Annotated in this window: 17 protein-coding genes and 3 pseudogenes; 13 read left to right on the top strand and 7 right to left on the bottom strand. The window is 39.7% G+C overall.

Features of this window, described 5'->3' with window-relative positions:
• A pseudogene (locus BACCOP_RS12975) lies at positions 1 to 363 on the top strand (transposase); the annotation flags it as partial.
• A gap of 76 nt (positions 364 to 439) precedes the next feature.
• Here BACCOP_RS12975 and bglX read toward each other — a convergent pair.
• The 7 genes from bglX to BACCOP_RS13010 form a co-directional block, all read right to left on the bottom strand.
• Positions 440 to 2,740 carry a beta-glucosidase BglX gene (bglX, locus tag BACCOP_RS12980; RefSeq protein WP_040312074.1) on the bottom strand — a complete coding sequence of 767 codons (2,301 nt, stop codon included), beginning with the start codon at positions 2,738 to 2,740 and terminating at the stop codon, positions 440 to 442.
• A gap of 23 nt (positions 2,741 to 2,763) precedes the next feature.
• A complete protein-coding gene (locus BACCOP_RS12985) occupies positions 2,764 to 4,122 on the bottom strand; it encodes a glucoamylase family protein (RefSeq protein WP_040312075.1) in 1,359 nt (452 codons plus the stop codon).
• A gap of 98 nt (positions 4,123 to 4,220) precedes the next feature.
• Positions 4,221 to 5,699, bottom strand: a complete 1,479-nt coding sequence (locus BACCOP_RS12990) for a RagB/SusD family nutrient uptake outer membrane protein (protein ID WP_007569810.1) — start codon at positions 5,697 to 5,699, stop codon at positions 4,221 to 4,223.
• A 23-nt stretch (positions 5,700 to 5,722) separates the two neighbouring features.
• Positions 5,723 to 8,758, bottom strand: a complete 3,036-nt coding sequence (locus tag BACCOP_RS12995; RefSeq protein WP_040312076.1) for a SusC/RagA family TonB-linked outer membrane protein — start codon at positions 8,756 to 8,758, stop codon at positions 5,723 to 5,725.
• A gap of 160 nt (positions 8,759 to 8,918) precedes the next feature.
• Positions 8,919 to 11,768 (bottom strand): ligand-binding sensor domain-containing protein, encoded by a 2,850-nt coding sequence (locus BACCOP_RS13000; protein WP_007569814.1) that lies wholly within the window; start codon positions 11,766 to 11,768, stop codon positions 8,919 to 8,921.
• 153 nt (positions 11,769 to 11,921) lie between these two features.
• Complete coding sequence (locus tag BACCOP_RS13005) at positions 11,922 to 13,655, bottom strand: family 43 glycosylhydrolase (RefSeq protein WP_007569816.1); 1,734 nt, start codon at positions 13,653 to 13,655, stop codon at positions 11,922 to 11,924.
• A gap of 191 nt (positions 13,656 to 13,846) precedes the next feature.
• Positions 13,847 to 14,338: a hypothetical protein gene (locus BACCOP_RS13010; protein ID WP_007569817.1), complete on the bottom strand. Its 492-nt coding sequence runs from the start codon at positions 14,336 to 14,338 to the stop codon at positions 13,847 to 13,849.
• A 210-nt stretch (positions 14,339 to 14,548) separates the two neighbouring features.
• On the opposite strand from BACCOP_RS13010, the gene BACCOP_RS13015 reads away from it, so the two are divergent.
• From BACCOP_RS13015 to BACCOP_RS13070, 12 genes and pseudogenes are all read left to right on the top strand, one after another.
• Entirely contained in the window at positions 14,549 to 15,091 is a 543-nt protein-coding gene (locus BACCOP_RS13015; protein WP_007569819.1) for a DUF1599 domain-containing protein, read from the top strand.
• The gene (locus tag BACCOP_RS13020) at positions 15,081 to 16,394 is read left to right on the top strand and encodes a BT_3928 family protein (protein WP_007569822.1); all 1,314 of its coding nucleotides are present in this window, start codon (positions 15,081 to 15,083) and stop codon (positions 16,392 to 16,394) included. Before BACCOP_RS13015 ends, BACCOP_RS13020 begins: the two co-directional genes overlap by 11 nt.
• 29 nt (positions 16,395 to 16,423) lie before the next feature.
• A complete protein-coding gene (tpiA, locus tag BACCOP_RS13025; RefSeq protein ID WP_007569824.1) occupies positions 16,424 to 17,179 on the top strand; it encodes a triose-phosphate isomerase in 756 nt (251 codons plus the stop codon).
• 88 nt (positions 17,180 to 17,267) lie between these two features.
• Positions 17,268 to 17,732, top strand: coding sequence for an SPOR domain-containing protein (locus BACCOP_RS13030; protein WP_007569826.1), 465 nt, complete (start codon positions 17,268 to 17,270; stop codon positions 17,730 to 17,732).
• Positions 17,732 to 18,319 (top strand): GTP cyclohydrolase I FolE, encoded by a 588-nt coding sequence (gene folE, locus BACCOP_RS13035; protein ID WP_007569828.1) that lies wholly within the window; start codon positions 17,732 to 17,734, stop codon positions 18,317 to 18,319. The genes BACCOP_RS13030 and folE overlap by 1 nt, the downstream gene beginning before the upstream one ends.
• 93 nt (positions 18,320 to 18,412) lie before the next feature.
• A complete protein-coding gene (locus BACCOP_RS13040; RefSeq protein ID WP_007569829.1) occupies positions 18,413 to 19,762 on the top strand; it encodes an MATE family efflux transporter in 1,350 nt (449 codons plus the stop codon).
• 259 nt (positions 19,763 to 20,021) lie between these two features.
• Positions 20,022 to 20,417 (top strand): annotated as a pseudogene (locus BACCOP_RS13045) (Arm DNA-binding domain-containing protein); the annotation flags it as partial.
• Positions 20,411 to 21,411: pseudogene (gene mobV / locus BACCOP_RS13050) on the top strand (MobV family relaxase); the annotation flags it as partial. The pseudogenes BACCOP_RS13045 and mobV, both read left to right, overlap by 7 nt.
• An 88-nt stretch (positions 21,412 to 21,499) precedes the next feature.
• Positions 21,500 to 22,711 (top strand): AAA family ATPase, encoded by a 1,212-nt coding sequence (locus tag BACCOP_RS13055; protein WP_007569833.1) that lies wholly within the window; start codon positions 21,500 to 21,502, stop codon positions 22,709 to 22,711.
• 99 nt (positions 22,712 to 22,810) lie between these two features.
• Positions 22,811 to 23,974 (top strand): IS4 family transposase, encoded by a 1,164-nt coding sequence (locus BACCOP_RS13060; RefSeq protein ID WP_007564783.1) that lies wholly within the window; start codon positions 22,811 to 22,813, stop codon positions 23,972 to 23,974.
• A gap of 59 nt (positions 23,975 to 24,033) precedes the next feature.
• A complete protein-coding gene (locus tag BACCOP_RS13065; RefSeq protein ID WP_007569834.1) occupies positions 24,034 to 24,699 on the top strand; it encodes an AAA family ATPase in 666 nt (221 codons plus the stop codon).
• Positions 24,696 to 26,015, top strand: coding sequence for a 5-methylcytosine restriction system specificity protein McrC (locus BACCOP_RS13070; protein WP_007569835.1), 1,320 nt, complete (start codon positions 24,696 to 24,698; stop codon positions 26,013 to 26,015). Before BACCOP_RS13065 ends, BACCOP_RS13070 begins: the two co-directional genes overlap by 4 nt.
• Positions 26,016 to 26,119 lie beyond the last annotated feature (104 nt).

Raw genomic sequence — 26,119 nt, forward strand, 5'->3', positions numbered from 1 at the left:
CAGCTTTACTTCTCTACAGACGATTCCATGGATGGACGTGAGGTGCTGGATTATTACAGAACCAGGTTCCAACTGGAATTTTGCTTTAGAGATGGCAAGCAGCATGCAGGAATCACCAACTGCCAGTCAACCGACTTCAGGAAGTTGGATTTTCACTTCAATGCATCGCTCGCAGCTGTCAACTTGGCCAAAGCGGCATGTAAGAGGCTCGGAATAGCCTATTCCATATCCTCTTGCAAGTCATTCATACACAATGCTTATATGCTTGAACGATTTATTTGCGTGTTCGGGATTAACCCAGACATGCAAGTTATTGACAAACTTTTCAAAGAACTCATTTTATTTACTGCCAGAGCCGCTTAGGCTTGGCGAATTTTTAACGAACTATTACTTTTTATATAATTTATAATCTGTTCTTTTAGAGATTTTTTATTTCTCTTTATTCTGTAACAGTAAATTTCAAGACAAACACATCCTGACTATTTGAGCCTATCATTACATTAAAATCTCCCGGCTCACAGACATAATTCAGGTCGTAATCATAAAATTTAAGAAGTTCAGGAGTAATCTTAAAGGAAACTTTCTTACTCTCTCCTTTCTTCAAGTGTATACGCTGGAAACCTTTCAACTCTTTTACAGGACGGGTAATGCTGCCAACAATATCACGGATATACAACTGAACAATTTCGTCTGCATCGTAATTTCCTGTATTCGTAACTGTAATAGAAGCTGTCAGCTCACCATTTTGGTTATTCATAGAATCCGCACTCAACTGCATATCTGAATAAGCAAATGTTGTATAGCTCAATCCATATCCAAAAGGATATAAAGGATCATTCGAGACATCAATATAATTGCTACGGAACTTCTCAAACCATCTTCCTTCTGCAAGAGGTCGACCCGTATTTTTATGATTGTAGTTCATTGGCAATTGTCCGACATTCTGTGGGAAGGTTGCTGTAAGCTTTCCACTTGGACAAACGTCACCAAACAAGACATCACATATAGCATCAGCCGATTCACTTCCTCCAAACCAGACATTCAAGATTGACGGAACATGTTGTTGTTCCCATGTCATTACTGTAGGACGTCCTGAAAAATGAACTAACACAACAGGCTTACCTGTTTTCAACAAAGCATCCAATAAATCTCTCTGCGCATCAGGCATTTCCAACTCTGTACGACTACTACATTCACCACTCATTTCAGAAGATTCTCCTAATGCAGCAACGATGACATCAGCTTGTGCTGCAACATTCAAGGCTTCTTCTAATAGCTTCTTATCATCTCCACGAGGTATTTCACGCCCAAACATTGTAGCACGAGTCTGATAGTCGGCATCGTACATCAAATTACTTCCTTGTGCATAAAGAACATTAGCCTGATTACCAACAGCTCTTTGAAGTCCTTCCAGAAGTGTGCTATAGCGCTGAGGAGTAGCAGCTACACTCCATGTACCAGGCATATTGGTACGAGTGTTAGCCAAAGGACCAATCAATGCAATATTTCCTTTTTTCTGTAAAGGCAAGAGATTGTTCTGATTCTTCAATAAAACAAATGATTCTGCGGCTATTCTACGAGCTTCAGCACGGTGTTCTGCATTGTATAAGTCTTTAGCCGGACGTTTTAAATCACAATATTTATACGGATCTTCAAACAGACCTAACTTATATTTAGCTTCCAGCATACGACGACAAGCTGTATCGATATCCTGCATGCTGACTTTTCCTTCCTTCAGCGACTTTTCGAGTGTTCCGATGAAACCATCAGCTACCATATCCATATCCGTACCAGCCTTTAGTGCACGTGCAGATACTTCTTGTAAATCACCGATACCGTGATCAACCATCTCAGCAATTGCCGTATAGTCAGTAACTACAAAACCGTCAAATCCCCACTGATTACGCAGAACATCCGTCATCAACCAGCGATTAGCGGTTGCAGGTATTCCGTCGACCTCATTAAATGAGCTCATAAAGCTACCAGCACCAGCTTCTGCTGCTGCTTTATAAGGAGGAAAATATTCATTAAACATTCTGTTACGGCTCATGTCTACAGTATTGTAATCACGACCAGCTTCGATAGCACCATATAATGCAAAATGCTTTACACAAGCCATAACTTCGTCATTTCTCTCCATCTTCTCTCCCTGATAGCCTCTGACCATAGCTTTTGCAATCTCAGAGCCCAGATAGGGATCTTCTCCATTACCTTCTGAAACACGGCCCCAACGTGCATCGCGACAGATATCTACCATCGGGCTAAAAGTCCAGCAAATACCATCGGCACTCGCCTCAACAGCGGCAATACGAGCAGATTTTTCTATTGCTTCCATATCCCAGGTACAAGAAAGTCCCAAAGGAATAGGGAAAACTGTTTCATATCCATGAATTACATCCATACCAAAGAGCAAGGGAATGCCCAGACGGCTTTTCTCAACAGCCAGTTCCTGCATTTCACGGATTGCCTTTACTCCTTTCAGATTAAATAAGCCTCCTACTTCTCCGCGGCTGATTTTTCCGGCTACATCACTACTTTTAGCCTGTCCCGTTGTTATATTACCTGTTACAGGCAAGTTCAACTGACCTAATTTTTCCTGAAGAGTCATCTTGCTCATCAGTTCGGTCACGAACTTATCCATATTACCCTCATCTTTAGGCAACAGTGATTTCTTGTTCCCGGCAAACATAGTAGCCGACACACACAAAGAAGTCACTAAAAGGAATGTTGTCTTTTTCATTATTTCTTTCTAATTAAAATAAATCACTTCTTAACTTCAAAACCCAAATTCTTCAGTCCTGCCTGAATTTCAGGACAACTCATAAACAAGTTCCACAATAATCCGCTACGATAGTTTTCTATCATTGGCGCAATTGTACACTGATCAATGGCCAGATAATGCGGTACAGTCCAGTTATCCGTTTCTGAAAATGCATCATAAAAGCCATAAGTTCCCCATATGCTGTCACCTTTTGAATAGAAATATTTCAAGGCACGCATTGATTCTTCAGGAGTATAAGGGAAACTAGATAAAGCTGCAGTAGGAGTAATTACTCCCAAATCATTTTCACCCGGACAATGTGCAGCATATCCTTTCACAGAATAACTGGCTGTAAGTCCCCAGCAGTTTTCACCATAACCTTTATATTTCTTAGGATTCTCTACACAATATCTATAGTCGGATAAAGCATGATTCCGTACTACATTCCAGTAATCAGCATATCTATCTTTAATCTTACGAGGATCAAGTCCTATATACGAATAGTGAGCCCAGAATAACGGTCCTCCCAATTCTTCCGCACCATTATGCTTCAATTCCAGAGGCAGTCCATATGGTGCAGCTGAAGTTTTGATATCTCCTCCTCGCGCCCATCCATTATGATATGCAGAAGCAGGAACAGGATGAGTAGGTGAAGATGCAGCTAATACATAGACAATCAAAGCTTCATTATAGCCTTCGAGAGAAAAGTTCATTTCCCAGCCATAATTGGGCGACCAATGCCAATAGATGACATCCTTGCCATTCTGATACCAGTCGAACTCCATTTCATGCCACAATTTATTAATCTTTGTACACAACAGCTGCTCTTCCTGATTACCATTTTCGAAATACTGGCGGACACAAAGTAAGCTTTGCATAACAAAACAGCTTTCCACCAGATCGCCTCCATCATCTTTCGTTCCAAAAGGTTTAACTTTCCCTGTCGGTCCATCAAGCCAGTGGGGCCATACTCCGTGAAAACGATCGGCACGTGTAAGATAGTCAACGATCTTATGTAAGCGTGCCACTCCTTCTTCCCGAGAAATAAATTTTCTATCAATAGCAACCAGAATACCTGCGATACCAAATCCACTTCCCCCCGTAGTAACTACTGAAGAATCATTCTGAGGATAGTTCCCATCCAGATGAATACGTTCAGGAGCCAGACCGGATGTCTGTTCTGCTCCATCCCACATATAGTTAAAATGCACCTTTTGTATATAATCTAACATCACGCTGTCCGAAGCAAAAGAATCCGGACGAGATGCTGTCTGTTCGGTTATACTTAAAGTTTTTTCTTTGGACGTAGATGTGCATGAAAGCAAAAACAATGCACACAGACCACAAAAATATTTCCACATAAGAATTTACAGATTATCGGTTTATAATACTTTCAGGAGCATCACCTGCACATACGTGATAAACTCCTGAAAGCTACCTTCAAAAAAACTATCTACCTTTATTCATCCTTTGGCTCATTTTCCAAAGTAGAAGAGATGTCTATCTGAGCTGTAGGAACCGGATAATATTCCTTTCCAGAAGTCCATCCCAACGGACCTAATACCTCACTCAGTTTTCCGGTACGACGCAAATCGTTATATCGTTCACCCCATTCTAAAGCAAGTTCCATACGACGTTCGTCCATAATCTGGTCAAGTGTCACATCTTCCAGTTCAGGCATTCCTGCACGCTTACGAACCAAATTGAATGAAATATCACCATCTTTATTCTGACGAACTTTAGCTTCCGCATTCATCAAAAGGACTTCTGCATAGCGGAATACACGAATATTATTATTTGTTCCATACTCTGTGCGCCCTTCAGTCATCTGGTTAGACGGAGTATATGCCTTGCCATTGAAGCAATCTGGAGCAACATCACTAGCTGGTGCTTTAATGAAATCACCTTCCTGAGTAGTTTCACCTGCCATTAAGAAAGTAGTAGTAGCACGAATAGTCTCACCACGTTCTGCAGCCCACTGACGGAAAGCTTTGGTCGGACTGATAAAGCCCCATCCAGATATATTACCATCATTCAAAGGTCCCTGGAATGTGAACCAGCTATCCGAAACAACAACTTCTCCCGAACCATTTCCAAAGTCAGTAAACTGCATTTCGAACAAAGATTCATCGCAAAGCTTACCTGGAATCTTGAACAGATTGTTGAAATCACTGTACAAAGAGAATTTCTTACTACCAATAATATCATCTGTCAGTCTTTCAACTTCCGACCAGTTTCCCTGCTCCATATAAACTTTAGCAGCCAGCATTTCAGCTGTAAAAGCAGAAACAGCTCCGATACGGTCTGTATATTCATTAGGGCGGATACGTGGCAAATATGTCATAGAGTATTCCAGATCACTCAGCATATAACGATAAACAGCATTGACTGTAGAGCGAGTCATATCTGTCTGCTTATTGTCACGCAAGATAGTAACCGGGCCAAATAACTCTGTCAGACGATAATAGCAGTATGCACGAATAAATTTTACTTCACCTGTATATTCTTCATAACGTTTTCCATCTGCCTCCGAAACAATATTTACGGCATAATTATCAAGGGCTTCCAGTGCTGCATTTGCAACTTTGATGATATCATAGTAAACCATCCATGCTTCATTGGTTCCCCAAAAACCTGCATTATAATTATAACTCTGATCAATAGCCACCAAATCAGCCTGATCATCAATTCGTCCGGTAGAAACATCATCATCACGTACTACTGTAGCTCCCCATACAATCCAGTGAGAACCTCTCTGACGCAATTTGGCATAAACACCAGACACCGGCTGGTACATATTATTCAGGTTCGTATAGTCAACTTTCTCTTCGTCTACCTTATTTTCCGGCAATTTATCCAAAAAATCGGAGCAGGAAGACAATAATGTTGTGGCAGCAAATGCACACAATAATATATTTTTTATCTTAAGACTTTTCATAACTTAACGTGTTTAGCAATTTATTAGAAATCAATAGTCAAGCCAAAAGTATAAGTGGCTGCCAAAGGATAAACTCCCTCATCCCAACCAAAGTTTTGACTAATTTCCGGAGTAAATCCGTTAGATGTAAAGTAAGTAAACGGACGATCAGCAGTCAAGCTAAGTTTAACTCCTGGCAATGTATAGCCTCCCATACGGATATTACGGAAATTATATGCCAACATAATATTCTGTATGCGGAAGAAGTTTCCTTTTTCAACAAAGAAAGAATTTGTATGGCTATTGTTCCATGCTTTCAGCATACCTTTTGCTGACGGATAAGTATTGGTAGAACCTTCACCTGTCCAACGGTTATCATAAAAGTCTTTATCGAAGTTGAAGTTTGCCTGAGTGTAACGTACAGCACGTTTACGGTTATAAATTTCATTTCCAGCCTGTCCGAATGTTGACAGAGAGAATTCCAGATTCTTATATTGGAAACCTAAATTGAAACTATAAGTCAATCTCGGAATATTCGATCCTAAAATCTGACGGTCCTTATCATCTATAACCTGGTCATTATTTATGTCTTCGTAAATAAAGTCACCTGGTTCCAGTCCATTCGCATTAGCTATCGGGTCTGCATCAATCTGAGCTTGATTCTGATATACACCCAATACCTTATATCCATAATACGACTGCATTTCTTCTCCTACCAGATTTATGGTACGGCTCTCAGCGCTACCGCCATAAATATAAGGAGCACCATTCAAACTCTTTACACGGTTACGGAGAGTAGACAAGTTTACTCCAGCATAATAGCTGAAATCTTTGCCAATTTTATCACTCCAGTTTAATTGAATATCAACACCACTGTTTTCAATTTCACCATTGTTTCCAGCTAAAGTTTGAGTACTGAAAGGCAAGGTTGTACTGATAACAGCATTCTTTGTCATACGATTATAATAATCTACATCAACATTCAGGCGGCTATCAAGTACAGCGAAGTTTACACCAACATTGAATTCTTCTACTTTTTCCCAACCTAACCAGCTAAAGTAGCTTGTATTCTGGAAACCAGGCAATGTAGTATTTCCAAATACACCTGAAGCAGATGTGCCAGTTACAATTGAAGCAAATCCATCACTGGCAGAAACATGGTCATTACCGAGCTGTCCCCAGCTGGCACGTACCTTCATGTAGTCAATTACTTCTTGCTTCTTAAAGAAATCTTCATCACTCATTACCCATGCAGCACCCACAGAAGGGAAATATCCCCATTTGTTCTGATATTTGGAACTACCATCTGCACGCATTGTCAAAGACAATAAATATTTTCCTGCATAATCATAACTAGCACGAGCAAAATAAGACAATCCACGATAGCAAGAACCGTCATCACTTACCTCACGTCCTGTTGCATTACCTTGAGTAAGATATAAATATTCATCATAGTCACCGGGAACATTGGTTGCTTTTCCTTCCAGCTTGCGCATCTGTTCCTGACGAGCAGACTGTCCTAACAAGACATTCAGATTATGACTACCCCAAGAATCTGTATAAGTCAATGTATTATCCCATATATAATTATAATAATTTGTGTCTGTCTTGGTCAATCTTGATTCTGAATTCTGTTGCAACGAACTTACCAGATAAGGCTGAACATATACACGTCCTCTTATCAATGAGAAGTCCTGGCTGTAACTTGTCTTGAATTTCAGTTTATTAGGAATTAAATTCAATTCTGCAAAGAAATTTGCCATAACCTGGAAGTTCTCATTCAGACTATTGTTATTGTATTTTGCAATAGCTACCGGATTCGAGAAGTTATTAGTAAGACCAATCTGCTGAGGAGAAGCAAATTTTTCAGGGAAAGCCTCATCATCCGAACGGCTATAATCGTATACCGGAATTAAAGAAGGCATATTGTATGCAGCCAGCCAAGCTGAATTTTCTGCATTGTACTGTTCTGAATTACTGATAACAATGTTGCTTCCTACTTTCAACCAGTCTGTTGCTTCAAAATCAAAATTTGCACGGAAATTCAGACGGTTATAACTGTTTCGGGTATCCATGATACCATTCTGATACAGATAATTTACACCCACTGCATATGTTGCCTTCTCACTACCTCCGGCAATATCTACTCCATGATTAGTCATCAATGCAGGACGCAGCAACTCATCATACCAGTCAGTATCAGCTCCAAAAGTCAACGAATCATAATTACCGCCGAATTTTTCGATAGAAGCTTTAACCAGCGGTTCATATGCCTGACGGTTAGCTTCAAGCACTAACGTAGCATATTCATGCGAATTAGCCATATCAAGCACATTGGTAGCAGTCTGTACACCTACATAACCGTTATACGTAATCCGCGCTTTTGTATTACGCTTACCTTTCTTTGTTGTAATAATCACAACTCCATTGGCAGCACGTACACCATAGATAGCTGCAGCCGAAGCATCTTTCAATACAGAAATTTCCTGAATATCAGAATTGTTCAAGAAGTTAATGTTATCGTAGAACATACCGTCTACAACATAAAGAGGAGAAGTGTCACCAAATGACCCCAAACCACGGATAGTTACTTTCGGACCACTACCTGGAGCACCCGATGAAACGACATTCATGCCAGGAACTTTACCTTGCAAAGCCGACATCGGTGAAGTTGTAGCCTGAGAAGCAATCTGATCACTTTTTACAACCGAAATAGGAGCAGTCAAATCTTTAGCTTTACTGGTTCCATAACCAATAACGACTACATCTTCCAACTTTTGAACATCATCAGAAAGCTCAACATTAACTGTAGTCTTACCATCGACTTTTACTTCGACGGTTTTCATACCAATAAAACTGAAAACCAACGTTCCGTCTGCTGGAACGTTTTCAAGAACATACTTACCATCTACATCACAGATGGTTCCGAGCGTTGTGCCTTTCACTACAATATTAGCACCAATTACAGGTTCCTTGAATGTTGCATCTGTAACAACACCTTGAACCGTTACCATTCGCTGTGCATAAGCGCCAACAACGAACAATAATGACATCAGAATGAATACTAATTTTTTTTTCATGAATTGATTAAAGTTATGATTCAAAACGATGGCAAAGGTGAACATAAACTTAACGATTCACAAAAAAAGTAATACGACGTTACTACTTCGAGGCCTTTTCACACTACTTTTTTACTACTTTTTTCAGCTAATCAACATTAATAATCAGGTAATTAAAGTATCACTTCAGTTCTATCAAAAAGTCAACCAAACTCATGCCATCGGGTACTTCCATACGCTTTCTGATACGATAACGAGCTGCCTCTACACCTCGTATTGTCAGATTTGTCATTTGAGCAATATCTTTAGTGGAAAGGTTCAGGCGCAAAAAGGCACAGAACCGTAAATCGGTTGCCGTCAAGCTCGGATAGCGTTCACGCAACGTACGGAAAAAGCGCTGATGAATCAAGTCAAAATTCTGTTGGAAAACTTCCCACGAATCCTCTTCTACTATATTTTCATTAATTTGCTTCAGTACCAGTTCCATGTTTTTACGCCCGCACTGCGATTTCGCCAACTGCTCCTGCACAACCAGACGAAGTTTCTCCAGCATTTCCTGCTTGGCAAATGTTCCTAATGCCATACTGGCAAGCTCTTTTCCCTTGAGCGACAATTCTGCCTCCAGCAATTTTTTCTGCTGTTCAGCTATCAGTCTTTGCTGCTCACTCAATTTAATATTCTGCTCTATTTTATGTGCTTCATATTCCTTTCTCTTCTTTTCAGCAACAACCTTTCCCCGCCATCGGGCCACACCGTAAACCAATCCTCCCAACAGCAAAAGATATAAAAACAACATCGGATAAGACATCCACATAGGTTTATTGATAACAAAAACATACTCCGTTTCATCCAATAAACGGCCATCATCACTATATACCCCAGCCCACAAAGTGTATGTATCAAACTCCAGACTACCAAAGTGAACGGACGGGAAGGAAGAATCTTCTACCAAAAGCTGATTATTGGCATACAGCTTAAATTTAAAACGAATAGCCGGCTGATCATAACACGGATAAGATAAAAGAACAGATATGTCACGATAATCACTGGAAATTGTCGTTTTCTGCGATAAATCCAATGCCAGTTCTTTACCGGATGAAGAAGAAGCCAATATTTGCCGGATTTTTAAACCAGACAAGGCCTTCTGACCTATATATTGCTCGTTGAAATGCAAACAAGCTATACTATTATTCAGATTCAAATAACAATCGTTTCCATCTACATATATTTTATTATTCCCTTCAATACAAGGAGAATTGAACATTTCTACCGGAATACGACGCTTAATTACAAATTTTCCTTCCTGATAAGCCAGAAGAACATATTCATGTGAATTTATCAGCCACAGCATTTCATTATTATGCACATCTACGGCTGTATGGGCATCTGTCAAAAACGGAACAGAAGTATTCAACAAATCATAAGGCTTGATTTTCCGTTCGATATCATCGTACATGAAATATCCTTCTGTATTGGAAAAGACGATACGCCCTCTAATCTTCATTACATGAATTTTGCCGGACTTCTGCTTGCCTCCCAACGTATGAATATGCTCCAAATCTTTTATGCGATGCAAATCATCATCCAGTTTGATACGATAAAGTCCATTGTACATGTGTGAAGCCCAGATTGTTCCAGTACCATCAACTTCCAGCGACTTAATCGGCGCATAAAAATCCTGTACATTATGCGATAGTTTCCATATCCCCGCTTGTTTCTTCCAGATACGCAACTCCGCATAAGAGGCCTCTACCAGCACTTCTTGTCCGTTAATAGACGCTTCAACAATACATGTACTATTTAACGCTCCGGGAACAGACTGAATACTTCCATTCTGTTCCACAAGCATCGTAGACATATCATTTCCAATAAATATCTGAGAGTCAATTTGTTTTACATACCAATTCTGACCAGACGTATGCGGAAGAAGATGAATTTCACTTGTACGCCTGTTATATTCATAAGCTCCCTGATTGGTAGCCAAATAAATTTTTTCTCCTACCCTTTCCACTCCATAAACCATACCGATACTCAAATCTCTGACAGAAGGAGTGAGCAGTGTTATAGAAGTATTGGTATGAACAAAAGAAATACCATCATCCAGTGCTGCCCAAAGATTATTTTCCCTATCTCCGAACAGTCCCATTACAGAATTATTGTTCAATTGATTATCCCTGTTAAGATGCCAAAGCAGATGTCCTTTCTTATCTACTCCATAAATACCATCCAGAATCGTACCAATAGCCAATATAGAATCTCCAACCATTACAGCCCGGTTGCCTTTTGCCCATCTCAACTGAGCGTCTATATCCGTACGAAGTGCAGAAACAGTTCCATGCTCATACACAAACAATCCACTGTCGACAGTAAGCAAAACCATTCCGCTATTTCCATAAGGCAATATTGCTACTACATTGTCATTACCTACAGCTGTGCGCTCCAAAAGAAGATGAAAACGTTGCCCGTCAAACTCATAGAAACCTCCATTAATCATCTGAGCATAAACTTTTTCATGACAAGTATAAAAATACAAAGGGCGGAATCCACTTTTTCTGTCCATGTAGCTGACAGCTTTTCCGTCGTACGAATACCAGCCGGTAAACGACTGGAAATAGATTTTTTCTCCCAGGCGTATGATGTGCCAGATTTCATCGTTAGAACTTATTTTATCTTTAATCCCAGCACTCAAAGAATGATATTGCATTTGTCCATCCGTCTTCCGAATAAAGTAACCGAACTCTTCGAAAGAACCAATATATACTCTATCGCCATCAACAAAAACAGAACGGACAATATATCCACCGGGAACCCGGTGAAGTTCCCAGGAAAAACCATCGTAGACCAGCAAGCCATTATTATTACCAAAATACATTACTCCATCGTCACCTTGCGCACACGCCCAGTTCTGATGACCTCCCTCATAATCTTTTACCGTATAGTTTGTAATGGCAGGAATAAAATCAGCTCCCCAGACCTGAGAAAAGGGAAGAAACGAAAGTATTAGAAGTATCTTCAATAGTACTGACTTCATAGGAATTTTTTATAACATTTAAGTACAAAGATACACGATTTATTAAAATTCAATCATATCCATATACAGATTTTGCAGATAAAACAAAAGTCATTCATAGCTTACTGTGCCACGAATGACTTTTACAAATTCCCGTTCTATATTCTCTTTCTCTTATTTACAATGTAATATTTCAGAACGTTCGGCTACTCCATTCTCATTGAATGCCTCCACGCAGAAATAATAATCCTGTGTTGTTGTAAGCGAACGCATAAATAATTCATTTTCATCGTATACCATCCACGAGCTATACAACTTATCTGGAGCAATTCCCCATAATACATTATATCCTTGTGCACCTGGAACAGGTTTCCAACTGATAGCTACATCTCTGCGGTCCGCCTGACGAACCAGTTTTAATCCGTCAACTTTTTTAGGAGCCTTTCCTGTTCCTTTACCAAAAATACGCAATTCTGATATGGCCAGATGAGGGGTAGGTACATGAAGATTACGGTAACGTACATATCTGACTTTTGCAGGATGTGCCAGTTCGACATAGTCATTCGGAGTATCTTTGTAGCTTCTACGACGATCTACCAGAATCTTCCAATTTTTACCGTCGGATGAGCCTTCTACATAATAACGATGATATAATCCTTCATAACGTCCATACATATTGCTCTGATAATCATGATAATTAATCTGTACAGCACATACTTCAGCTTCTTTCTGCAAATCAATCATCACCCACTGATTATCATTATTAGCTTCAGCAAGCCAAAAAGATTTTGTCTTTTCATCGGTCAAGGCAGCAGGAGTATATTCTTTTACATAAGAAAAAGCTGTGACAGGCTTCTTGTATGAAAGCAACATCCAACCGCGGAACTCTCCTTTTTTCCCTGGTACGGCTGGAGCATAATGAGGATAATCTCCAAAACGAGTATCACAGAACATAATACCGTCATTATCAAAACCCATAGGGAACATACAAAGACGACGCTCCCAATTTACATTGATAGACAAAGACATAGATGCAAAATGCCAGTATGTACTGTCAGGACCAAGTACACTGCTTCCATGACCTGCTCCATTCATAAAGCCACCAGGTTTATACGATACCGGATTATGTTTCTGATACGTATAAGGGCCCATTGGATGATCGGCTACATAAACTCCGTCACCGTATACATTAAATTCGGTTCCGGGAGAACCATATTGCAAATAATACTTTCCATTGTGTTTAGTCATCCAGGGGCCTTCTATAAAACCTCCCAGATCAGAGTCGCTTACATGATTTTCTCCAAATCGTTCCCAACCGTGATTTGCCAAATCAAGTCCAAAAAGCTCTTTCTTTTCTCCTTTTGGCAAGAAACGATGGTTACGATCCAATTCTATTCCTCGAATAGGGAAAACATTCGATGATCCCCAGAACATATAAGCCTTACCATCATCATCTATAAATAAATCCGGATCCTGCAAATCGTGCAAAATAGCAGGAACTCCTTTCCAGTTACCTTTCTTTGGATCATCTGTATAAAGCACACTCATTGACCCAGAGGGATCGCCGCATACATATAGCAATGAATCTTTATAATTATGTGCAGCAGGAGCGTTACATCCCTGCGGATACCAGTTGGCAGGAGCCGGAATAAAATTCCAGTTTTGCAAATCTGTAGAATGCCAGTAGCCATGTGAACGAGTGACAAACATATAATACTCACCACGAAATTCCACAACGGCAGGATCGGCTCCCGAACGATATGAAATATCCTTATCCGAATTGTAAATCATATACGTATAATCTACATTCAGCGGATTACAAAAAGTTTCCATACGGGTATTCTGAGCAAAAAGCGGCAAAGTCAAAGCCGCACAAGACATGGATAACAAAAGTGTATTCAGTTTCATAGCTATATAAATTTCGTTTCGCCAAAAGTAGATACATTTTTACGACTACCACTCATCGGCAACTACTACAAGAATACGTTTCCCTTGTTATCCAACCTACTTTTTACTACGTTTACCTTATGTATATCGTTATAAAACAAGGACTTAGATAAGCATCAGTCTATCAGTCTATACAAATGAAAAACAGGAACTTAATAAAGAGTCCCATCGAAGTTAATCAAGAGTTCAGAGTCAGGCTCATCAAATTCCACATAAAAATAATCATTACGGTCCGACCAGTCAAAAAGTTTCACATCATCCACCTTTTTCCCTTTTGCTGCAATAGTTTCTCTAACAGCACGAGGAACAACCAAAGAAGAAGAATCCTGATAATCCTTCGTCACATCAAACTCAGAACGTACCCATTTTCCTCCCTGAGTGATATATGCCTGCGCTTCTACTTTATCAAGTATAATATGCTGCCCGTTTTCTGAATACGTTCCACTATATATAAATTCAGCTTCATAAGCACCGACCAATATTTCCCATTTGACATTTTTCACATCCGGATATTTTTGTTGAAAAGCATTTACAACCTCTTCAGATGGAGTAAGAGTTACATTTACATCATTCTTGCTGCATGAAGGGAGAACCAAGAACAATGCTGTCATCAGCATTACAAATGTGATTTTTAAAGTTTTCATAAAATCTTAATTTTTCAGGTTAGGTTTAGTTACATAAAAAATAATACAGACAACATCATACAAAAATCTTTTGTTCAAGCAATTAGAGTTTATTAAGTTTTCATCCTTTTTTCTACAACTCCAATCCACCCAAACGACAAATGTTGCATTTTTATTGCGCGGTTTTTCTGAAAAATCGTAACTTTGCGACATATATTTGGATTATAGTGTATGAAAGATACAAAACAGCAATTTGAACATGTGATTGCAATCTGTCGGGATTTGTTCGCGAAGAAGTTACACGATTATGGCGCTGCATGGCGTATAATGCGTCCTTCATCTGTAACCGATCAGATATTCATCAAAGCCAACCGTATTCGGAGTATCGAAATCAAAGGTGTCACACTGGTAAACGAAGGTATACGTCCGGAGTTCATTGCTATTGTAAACTATGGCATCATTGGGTTAATTCAGCTGGAACAAGGATATGCTGAAACTGATGATATGACCGAGCAACAGGCACTTGAGCAGTACGATAAGCATGCTAAAGCAGCATTAGAACTGATGCTTGCCAAAAACCATGATTATGATGAAGCATGGAGAAGCATGCGGATTACATCGTACACTGACCTGATTCTGATGAAAATCTATCGCACTAAGCAAATAGAAGCCTTGAGTGGTAATACGCTGGTATCCGAAGGAATAGATGCCAACTATATGGATATGATAAATTACTCAGTATTCGCATTAATAAAACTGGAATTTGGAGAATAAACATTTACATAGAGCCATTTTTGTATGGGTAAACATTTGCCGCTTTTTACTGGCAGGTGTTTTCATCTTTTCCGGATTCATAAAAGCCAATGATCCTTACGGAACAGCTTACAAAATACAGGATTATCTGGAAGCATGGGGATTCCAACACCTGATACCTGACGCATTCCCTTATCTGGGAGCAATGGCTATGGGGGTGTTCGAATTTGCCTTGGGATTTTACATGCTGTTCGGAATACACCGCAGAATAACCCCTACTCTCATGTTGGCTGTAATGTCTTTTATGACTCCACTTACTTTATGGCTTGCTATTGCTAATCCGATTTCAGATTGCGGTTGTTTTGGTGATGCCGTAAAACTGACAAACTGGGAAACATTCTGGAAAAATATCGTATTGCTTATTGCCGCCATTTCTGTGTTCAAATGGAGAAAAACAGGAATCGTAAAGCTTGTCAGCGAGAAAGTGGACTGGCTGGTTGCCCTTTACGGAGTTGTATTTATTATCATATATACCCTATATTGCATACGTGAACTCCCGGTATTTGACTTTCGTCCTTACCATATCGGAGCTGACATACGTAAAGGAATGGAAATACCTGAAGGTGAAAAGCCTACAACCTATGAAACAACTTTCATCTATGCCAAAGACGGAGTAGAAAAAGAATTTACCATAGACAATTTCCCATCGGATACAACCTGGACATTCATTGATTCGAAAACTCGCATCAAGGAAAAAGGCTACGAACCTCCTATCCACGACTTCTCGATTATGTCGCAAGAAGACGGAACCGATCTGACTGATATGATTCTGGATGATGAAAGCTATACATTCCTGCTCGTAGCTCCTCACCTGAGAAATGCAGACGACAGCGATATCGATCTAATAAATGAAGTATACGACTACAGCCTGGAACATGGATATAGATTCCTTTGTCTTACTGCTTCATCCGACGAAGACATTGCCATGTGGCAAGACAATACAGGAGCCGAGTATCCGTTTGCCCTGACTGATGAAATTACACTAAAAACCATCATCCGTTCCAACCCGGGACTGGTATTGTTGAAAAAAGGAGTGGTTATCAACAAATGGAGCAATAACCAACTACCTGACGAATATATATTGAACAAGCCATTAAACCAGCTACCCATAGGAGAACTGAATCCCAAGACTGCCAGTCATAAACTTATTGAGGTATTGGGATGGTTTGCAGGCCCATTGATTTTCCTTACCTTATGCGATCTTGCCTGGCTGAGATGGCACAAGCGGAAAACCAAGAAAGAAAATGCCAATAAAGAAAACTAATTATATAAACCCTTTAAAATTTAAACAAAATGAGAAAAAACATTGTAGCAGGTAACTGGAAAATGAACAAGAACCTGCAAGAAGGTATTGCTTTGGCAAAAGAACTGAACGAAGTATTAACAGCAGATAAACCAAACTGCGATGTTATCATCTGTACTCCGTTCATCCACTTGACCTCTGTAACTCCTATCGTTGACAAAAACATTATCGGCGTAGGTGCAGAAAACTGTGCAGACAAAGTATCAGGAGCTTACACTGGTGAAGTTTCTGCAGAAATGGTTGCTTCTACTGGAGCTCAGTACGTTATTTTAGGACACTCTGAACGTCGTGCTTACTACCACGAAACAGTTGAAATCCTGGAAGAAAAAGTTAAATTGGCTTTGGCAAACAACCTGAAACCAATCTTCTGTATCGGTGAAGTTCTGGAAGAACGCGAAGCTAACAAGCAGAATGAAGTAGTAGAAGCTCAGCTGGCTTCTGTATTCTCTCTGTCAGCAGAAGACTTTGGTAAAGTTATTTTGGCTTACGAACCAGTATGGGCTATCGGTACAGGTAAGACTGCTACTCCTGAACAGGCTCAGGAAATCCACGCTCATATCCGTTCTTTGGTTGCTGCTAAATATGGTCAGGAAGTTGCTGAAAACACTTCTATCCTTTACGGTGGTAGCTGCAAGCCGTCAAACGCAAAAGAATTGTTCGCTAACCCAGACGTTGATGGTGGTTTGATCGGTGGAGCTGCATTGAAAGCTGCTGACTTCAAAGGTATCATCGATGCTTTTAAATAATTAAGCGAATTATAACTATTTATCACGGAAGGGCGTAATCTGTCTCTTCCGTGATATACTCTTATTCACATTCATAGAATATTCCGGTATGATAAAATATTTATTAGCCTTTGTGTTCCTGTTTACAGCAAGCGTCGCAAACGCACAGCGAAACATCATAGAAAGTCTGCAAACCCGCCAGCCGGGAGAAGGGGTAGTCAGTGTACATCAGGACAGCTACATCACTTCTCTGATAGGATTGCGCTATGCAGGTAATGCAGCAAGCTCCGGAGCTCCCAAAACCTTAAAGGCAAGAGGCTTCCGCGTACAGGTATATGCAGGAAACAATTCACGAGTAGCACGGAATGAGGCAAATGCCATGGCCAATAAAGTCAAAAAAGAATTTCCCGATATGCCGGTATATACTTATTTTCAACCTCCCCGCTGGTTATGCCGCATCGGTGACTTCAAAAGTATAGAAGAAGCACACGTAGCCATGCGTAAATTAAAAGCAAGCGGTGAGTTTAAAGAAGTAGCAATCGTACGCGAACAAATTAATATACCCATTGAATAATGATTGATACGAATCTGATGAAATTCCCCGAAGAGAAAGTGCAGAAACTCATGTCGCACTATAAGGAAATACTTTCTTTATTGGGGGAAGATCCTGAACGTGAAGGTTTGCTTAAAACTCCAGAACGCGTAGCAAAAGCTATGCTGACTTTAACTCGTGGTTATGAAGTTGACCCTAAAGAGGTGCTGAGGGCTGCAAAATTCAAAGAAGAATACAGTCAGATGGTCATCGTAAAAGATATCGACTTCTTCTCCATGTGCGAGCACCACATGTTGCCTTTCTATGGCAAGGTCCATGTAGCTTATATACCTAATGGATATATTACCGGGTTAAGCAAAATAGCACGAGTGGTAGATATATTCTCACACCGGCTTCAAGTGCAAGAACGCATGACTTTACAAATAAAGGAGTGCATACAGGAAACACTCAACCCATTAGGAGTAATGGTTGTGGTAGAAGCCAAACACATGTGTATGCAAATGAGAGGAGTAGAAAAACAAAACTCTGTAACTACAACTTCCGATTTTACCGGAGCATTCAATCAGGCTAAAACTCGGGAAGAATTTATGAATTTGATAGGCAGATAAAATATACATTCCTCCATAAATAGAAAATGATTTAGGTCAAGCCTCCGCGTGTAAAAAAGTCGTAACTTTGCACGCGGATTTTTTTATTATCTAGTGGAACAGGCAATTCAACAGACAAATATTCGTAAAGGACTTACCAAACTGGTTATCCCGATTTTCATTGAAACGTTATTGATAATGATGCTGGGAGCAGTAGACACAATCATGCTCAGCCAGTATTCAGACGAGAGTGTAGCTGCCGTAGGAGTAGTAAACCAGATAGTTATGTTTGCTTTCCTGGTATTCGAAGTTATCAATATCGGTACGTCTGTATTATGTTCTCAATATCTGGGAGCAAAAATGCAGAAGAACATGATACAAGTAGTAGGAGTTTCATTGCTCCTGAATCTTGTCGTAGGGGTTTTAATAAGTATCATCCTCCATTTCGGTGCCACCACGCTATTAGGATGGATGGGGCTTCGGCCAGAATTGCTGAAATATGGTATCGGCTACATGGAAATTGTGGGTGCATTCGCTTTCTTTCAGGCAATATCACTCACGATCTCTGCATCGCTACGCAGTGCCAATAAAGCCATATATCCCATGCTGGTCACCGTGCTGGTAAATATCATGAATATAGTGGGAAACTACTCCCTGATATTCGGAAAGTTCGGTATGCCGGCACTTGGCGCTGAAGGAGCTGCAATATCTACCTCCGTAGCCCGGGGAGTAAGTATGATTGTATTATTCATTATCCTGTTCCGTAAACATATACCAAGTTTCCCGCTTGCATATTTCCGTCCTTTCCCGTGGATTGAACTGAAGAATCTGCTGAAAGTAGGTTTGCCATCAGCCGGCGAAAACCTCTCCTACAGCTTCTCTCAGGTAGTAATTACTTATCTGATTAACATGCTGGGAAATAATGCACTGGCAACCCGCACTTACAGTGTAAACATTATTATGTTCGTTTATCTGTTTGCCATTGCAATGGCTCAGGGAGGAGCAATCAGCATCGGGCACCTGGTAGGACAAAAGAAAATACGTGCAGCCTATTTACTGGGGAAATATGTAATGCGGCTTTCCATACTGGTTTCGCTCGTTCTTTCATGTATCTGGGCAGCAGGAGGACATTTCATATTCAGCCTCTTGACAGACAATGAAGAAATTATCCGTCTGGGGGTGACAGTCATGATTATCGATGTAGTAGTAGAAATAGGACGCGCCGTAAACATCTACGCCACCAATGCGCTACGTTCGGCAGGTGACGTAAACTACCCCTTCTACATGGGATTTACCGTACAATGGACTGTTTCTGTCGGCTTCAGTTACCTGTTGGGCATCCACTGGGGATGGGGCCTTGCCGGCATGTGGTGTGCCTTCCTGCTCGACGAAAACATACGTGCCATTCTTTTCGTCAGACGCTGGAACAGCCTGAAATGGGCTAAGAAAGGATTCGTAAAATAAACACATAGCGAGAAAACAAAATTGAGAAAAGTGCACCTAACTAGATGAAAAAGAGTTTATTATGATATGTTTTTCTCTCAGTAAAAAGCCAAAGAGAGCCATAATATAGCCAAACTGCGCAAGAGTTCAGTTACTTTATCATTACCCGTGTTGATGATGTAAATTTCTTGCAAAAACTAAATTTTGCATCGTTTGGCATCATTTGTCGTATCTGTTGGTAACTCGCTATAAACTATTTTGTAACCCAAAAAAGTGAGTTATGAGAAGTACATTTAAGGTCTTATTCTACGTGAAGAAAGGCAGTGAGAAACCCAACGGCAACCTGCCTTTGATGTGCCGCCTTACGGTGGACGGAGAAATTAAACAACTCAGCTGCAAAATGGATATTCCTTTGCGGTTGTGGGATGTGAAGAACAACCGTGCTTCGGGAAAAAGTGCCGAAGCACAGCGAATCAACATTGCCGTTGATAAAATCCGTGTGGAGGTAAACCGCCGTTATCAGGAACTGATGCAGACGGACGGATATGTTACCGCAGCCAAACCCAAAGATGCCTATCTCGGTATCGGTGTCAAGCAGGAAACCCTGTTGAAGCTCTTTGAGCAGCACAACAGCGAGTTTGCCAAGAAAGTCGGGCACGGCAGGGCGCAAGGGACAGCATACAATGGCTTCAAGCCACATACGGAAAGGACAATGTGGTTGCAGCCCACCTGCACATGGACGAGAAAACTCCGCATATCCATGCAGCGGTTGTTCCCATCGTGACAGGCGAAAGGCGGAAAGCCAAGAAAGAGCAGGAGAACGGTAAACGCAAGTACCGTAAAAAATCGGATACCATCCGTCTGTGTGCCGATGACCTGTTCAATCGTCAGACACTGATTGCGTACCACGACAATTACGCAAGGGTTATGGCAAAGTATGGATTGCAGCGTGGTGTGCGTGGATCTGAAGCACGGCACACAAGCACCACGCAATACTATCGGGACATGAAGAAAAAGAACGATGCCCTTGATATGGAAAACAAACGGTTGCAGGAGCAGAAAGCCGAAGCCGAGCAGGAACTCAAACGAGCCAAGAAGGAGGTACAGACCGAGAAGCTGAAAGGCGCAGCCACGACCGCAGCGACCAATATAGCCGAAAGCGTGGGCTCTTTTTTGGGGGTGGAAAGATGAAAGCATTGGAACGTAGGAACGAGGAATTGCAAGACCGCATCCTTGAACTTGAAGAAGAAGCCAGACAGAGGGAATATCAACAAGCCAAGCAGATACAGGAGATAAAAACCGCATATGAACAACAGAACAGCAAACTATCCGAGTTTGTGGATTTTGTCAAACGTTATTTTCCCTATGTGGAAAAACTGATGCCAACAATTAAGTTCTTGCGTGATACTCTGAACTTAGGGGATGCTATTATTAGAAAATTATGCACATTCAAAGATGTTTCCATTAAAGGCGAACTGTATTCACGTGAGTTTAACCAACACTTTAGGGCAGATGGTGCGGTTTGCTCCCTCAAACAGGACACGGAGGGAAAGTTTGATTTTAAGATAGATGGTGTTTCACATGTCAGTTGGTTCAGACGAAAGAAAGACGAGTTTATGCAAGCATTAGGAATGCCGACAAGAAAACAGGATAAAGGTATTAGGCTGTAAATCAAAATAAAGTCCGTGATAATGGAATGCCGTATCACGGATTTTTTGTACTTTTGTACATAGATTTGTAGGAATAGTTTTTAAGAATATGATTAAAAAGTCATTGAAGCAATATTGTGATGAGATAGACCTTTGGGATGCTTGGATGAATCATTACAAAAAATATGTGCCTCTATTCATTAAAGAAGCTGCAACTAAGACACAATGGGAAACTTGGGATGAGGACGTTTTTAAAGAGTTCTTTGAGCGTTCTTCTGGTCATTGTGTTTCTTCTTTAAAACAAGGATATTTTACCAAAAACGAACAGCAACAAATCAAAGCTCATTGGAATGAGCTTGCTCCTTTATTGAAAAAGATAGCAGATAGTCAGAATCAACCACTGTGGGAGGTATATCAAGAGATAAAACAATGGATAAGACGTTTTACATCTCAAGATAGGAAAGCTGCAACAAATCGTTTAATAGCTTCATTACAACCAAATCTTTTGTGTACAATTGTTAATGAAGGCAACTTATGGGAACTATTCAATAAATTGGAAATATATACTACTACAGAACATATTGATTTTGTTGGAGGTAATTGGTTTGTAAATAGCCATAATATATTTAATCTTTTTCAGAAAGTACTACAACCTCAAAATGCAATGGATATAGTAACATATCCTTGGCAGATTTTGGAACATTTAAGATATATTCAAGAGGAACAGAATAATATGAACAACTATATAGAAGAAAAAAAAGAGCTCATCGAAAAGAATTACAATTTGATTCTTACAGGAGCACCAGGTACAGGTAAAACGCATTTAGCAAAGGCTATAGCAGAAGCTATGGATGCTGAGTATGATTTCGTCCAGTTTCATCCATCATACGATTATACCGATTTCGTTGAGGGCTTACGTCCAACTCCCCCTGATAATAATGGCAATATTGGTTTTGAAAGAAAAGACGGTGTGTTTAAATCTTTTTGCAAGAAAGCATTAAATAGTAAAACATTAAATGTTATTGATAATTTCAATGAATGCTGGGACAAATTGATAAACATACTAAACGAGCAGAACTATTTGCAGATACCGTTACTTAGTGGAAAGTCAAGTTTCCGTTTAGAACTAAATGTCAATGGTGATGGATTGGCAAATAGAACTTATGAAAACAATGATTATGCAAAAGACACATGGATACATGGTATGTCAAAGTTCTTCAGTAAAGAGCAAATGTACAATGTTTATAGGGGATTAGCTGGAGTTCCAAGTGGAGGACATGACAATTATAGGAAAGCATTACTGTCCCGTAAAAGTGGATAAATAGTTCTTTGAAATAACTGAAATATAGCTTATTATACTCTATTTGTAAAGCGCGACGATTTGAAATTGTACCTTTGAAACCAAATCAAATGGCTTCAAATGAATCAAGACAAATATGTTTTCGCTCAATTGGTAGAGTTTTTGAACAACAATAAATTCAGAAGAATCGTGGACAAATACGATGGAAATCGTTACGTCAAACATTTCACTTGCTGGAACCAGCTTCTTGCTATGATGTTCGGACAGCTAAGCAATCGTGAGAGCCTACGCGACCTGATTGTTGCATTGGAAGCACATCAAGCCAAGTGTTATCATTTGGGATTGGGTCGTGAACCCTTGGCCAAAACCACACTTGCATCAGCTAACCAAAATAGGGATTACAGAATCTTTGAAGATTTTGCATTCTTCATGATGAAAGAAGCCAGTGATAAACGAGCTACTCATATTCTGGATATCGAAGGAAAGAAGTACGCTTTTGATTCAACCACCATTCCGTTATGTTTGGCAACATTTCCTTGGGCTAAATTTCGAAGTAAAAAAGGTGGAGTCAAGGCACATGTCCTTTATGACATTGAGGCTCAGGTTCCGGCTTTTTTTACAGTAACCACAGCTTCAAAACATGACTCAACAGCAATGTCTGCAATTCATTATGAACCAAATGCATACTATATTTTTGATAGAGCGTATGATTCGTTTAAGGAACTATATCGGATTCATCTTACTGGCTCTTTCTTTGTCGTAAGAGCCAAGTCGAATCTTAAATTTAAGTTCTGCAAATGGAAACGCAGACTACCAAAGAATATACTATCTGATGCTGAAGTGAAATTATCAGGATATACCTCTGAAAAGAAGTATCCGGAATCATTCAGGATTATCAGGTTCTATGATGAAGAAGATGATCGTGAATTTACCTTCCTGACAAATGCCAAACATATATCTGCACTTGATGTAGCTAATCTCTATAAAAAGAGATGGCTTGTAGAACTGTTCTTCAAATGGTTGAAGCAGCACCTTAAAATCAAAAGGTTCTGGGGCACCACAGAAAACGCAGTCCGTATTCAGATAAGTGTGGCTATTATCACTTATTGTTTGGTAGCTATTATCCAACATGATTTGCACTTAAGCCGTTCGACCTATGAGGTCCTACAGATTTTGAGCATTTCATTAACGGATAAAACACCTTTACAAGAGTTGTTCAATAAGACTAATTTCAATGATGTCAAAGAGCAATTAAATCCCCTTTTCCCGGGGTTGTTTGATTAATATTTAATTCGTCCCGATTTTAACGGGACACTAATGATAGGAAAGCTATAATTCAATATATGATTCAAAATGTTGGTTTGTTGGCATATTCAAAAGGAACGGAATTATTTGATAATAATAAGAAGTTTGTCTTTATCATTGACGAAATCAACCGTGGAGAAATTTCAAAGATATTTGGAGAACTGTTTTTCAGCATAGACCCTGGTTATCGAGGAAAAAAAGGACAGGTTAAAACCCAATACCAAAATCTTATAACTGATACGACAGAACCTTTCTATAACGGTTTTTATGTGCCTGATAATGTTTATATAATAGGTACAATGAACGACATAGACCGTAGCGTAGAAAGTATGGATTTTGCCATGCGTCGTCGTTTCGCTTGGGAAGAAATAAAAGCTAACGAGAATACGGGCATGCTTGATGAACTTCAAGAAATGAAAGATGAAGTTGTCGAAAAGATGAAACGTTTGAATTCTGCAATATGGGATGAAAATACCGAAACTGGCATAGAGGGACTCAATGTAGCATACCATATAGGCGGTTCTTATTTTAGTAAAATACAGCTCTATCTCAATGAAGACCACTCCAACAAGAATGCTGCTTATAGGCATTTGTGGGAGAATCATTTGAAAGGAGTGCTTTTTGAATATTTGAGGGGTTCTGCAAATGCCACGGAAAACCTTAAAATGTTGGAACGGGTATATTATAACGGGAATGTTCAATGATTATACTCGCAGACAATACAACATACACCATCAAAGATAACCTTGATGAGTATTTACCACTACAGAGCATCGCTAACAAAACAATATCCGACTTGTTGAGCAATAGTGATAACGGCCTGCTCGTATATCCTCATTCTTTTTATCGTTGTGAAGATGAGACCGATAAGCAATCATTGTTGAATCTACAACTGCACTGGAAAGAAAATCAATGTACGGAAGCAATATTGAATACTGGAAACATCGCAGGTTTTATCAATGTAAACGGGCAATCCCTTTCCATACATTCTCGCTTCGCAACAGATACTAAGCAGGATTTCTTTTTGCACTATATGCTTCAAAAAGTATTGCGTATCAATCTTGTTAATATGTTACACGAAACAACAGATGAGCAAGCGTTTGATTTTCTGTTGTTGCTTTTCCCGAAGCTTCTTAACGAAGCGTTAACCCAAGGAATATATAAAGAATATCAGAGAAATGAGTATAATGACGCTAATGTACGAGGTACAATAGACATTAACAGGCATTTGAAAACAAATTTGCCTTTTAATGGTCGGATAGCATATCGTACTCGTGAGTTTAGTCATGACAACCATGTAACCGAACTGATACGACATACGATTGACTACATCGGTAAAACTTCATTTGGAAAAATGTTGTTGAAAAATGATGCTGATACACATACAAGCGTTGCACAAATCATCCACTCAACTCCACACTATAACAGACAGGAAAGAGAAAAAATAGTGAAAGCCAATTTAAAGGTTATAACCCATCCGTATTACTCCAGTTATACACCACTCCAAAAGCTCTGCTTGCGTATATTGAGACACGAAAAGAACAAGTATGGAGCAAAGGATGACAAAATACATGGTGTCTTGTTTGATGTCTCATATTTATGGGAAGAGTATCTAGCAACCATCCTTTCAAAACAAGGATTCAAGCATCCTAATAATAAGAGAGGGACAGGACGAATATATTTGGCACTCCCAAATCAATTTCCACGCTATCCCGATTTTTACAGAGAGAAAGGTTCTGTAATTGCCGATGCAAAATATAAAAGAAATATAGATACGAGGGATGATGTTAATCAGATGATTACCTATTTGTATCGTTTAAAAGCGCAAAAAGGAGTCTTTATTCTCCCTACAAATAAAGTGAGAACAAAAGAGAGGTATCATTTGTACGGATATGGAGAAGAGGCAAATGCTGAATTGCAAAAATACTTCTTTCTTGTTCCGCAGGATGTGACGGACTTCAAGACTTTTGCTAAGGAAATCAGTAAGTCGGAAAATAAAATCGGTGAAACAGAATTGTAAACTAGCGTTTCCTTGTTTCAACAAAACTGACTATATTTGCAAACAAAAAGAGTTATTTGACAGCAAAACATAGCAAAACGCTGAAAATCGCACAGTTTCTAAGT

It is taken from the genome of Phocaeicola coprocola DSM 17136 (assembly GCF_000154845.1).
Classification (GTDB): domain Bacteria; phylum Bacteroidota; class Bacteroidia; order Bacteroidales; family Bacteroidaceae; genus Phocaeicola; species Phocaeicola coprocola.

Coding starts and splice junctions, on each gene's coding strand:
- BACCOP_RS13000 (WP_007569814.1), bottom strand. CDS start 11,768: ATGAAGTCAGTACTATTGAAGATACTTCTAATACTTTCGTTTCTTCCC.
- BACCOP_RS12985 (WP_040312075.1), bottom strand. CDS start 4,122: ATGTGGAAATATTTTTGTGGTCTGTGTGCATTGTTTTTGCTTTCATGC.
- bglX (WP_040312074.1), bottom strand. CDS start 2,740: ATGAAAAAGACAACATTCCTTTTAGTGACTTCTTTGTGTGTGTCGGCT.
- BACCOP_RS13030 (WP_007569826.1), top strand. CDS start 17,268: ATGATAAAATATTTATTAGCCTTTGTGTTCCTGTTTACAGCAAGCGTC.
- BACCOP_RS13010 (WP_007569817.1), bottom strand. CDS start 14,338: ATGAAAACTTTAAAAATCACATTTGTAATGCTGATGACAGCATTGTTC.
- BACCOP_RS13005 (WP_007569816.1), bottom strand. CDS start 13,655: ATGAAACTGAATACACTTTTGTTATCCATGTCTTGTGCGGCTTTGACT.
- BACCOP_RS12990 (WP_007569810.1), bottom strand. CDS start 5,699: ATGAAAAGTCTTAAGATAAAAAATATATTATTGTGTGCATTTGCTGCC.
- BACCOP_RS13015 (WP_007569819.1), top strand. CDS start 14,549: ATGAAAGATACAAAACAGCAATTTGAACATGTGATTGCAATCTGTCGG.
- BACCOP_RS13065 (WP_007569834.1), top strand. CDS start 24,034: ATGATTCAAAATGTTGGTTTGTTGGCATATTCAAAAGGAACGGAATTA.
- BACCOP_RS12995 (WP_040312076.1), bottom strand. CDS start 8,758: ATGAAAAAAAAATTAGTATTCATTCTGATGTCATTATTGTTCGTTGTT.
- BACCOP_RS13055 (WP_007569833.1), top strand. CDS start 21,500: ATGATTAAAAAGTCATTGAAGCAATATTGTGATGAGATAGACCTTTGG.
- tpiA (WP_007569824.1), top strand. CDS start 16,424: ATGAGAAAAAACATTGTAGCAGGTAACTGGAAAATGAACAAGAACCTG.
- folE (WP_007569828.1), top strand. CDS start 17,732: ATGATTGATACGAATCTGATGAAATTCCCCGAAGAGAAAGTGCAGAAA.
- BACCOP_RS13070 (WP_007569835.1), top strand. CDS start 24,696: ATGATTATACTCGCAGACAATACAACATACACCATCAAAGATAACCTT.
- BACCOP_RS13060 (WP_007564783.1), top strand. CDS start 22,811: ATGAATCAAGACAAATATGTTTTCGCTCAATTGGTAGAGTTTTTGAAC.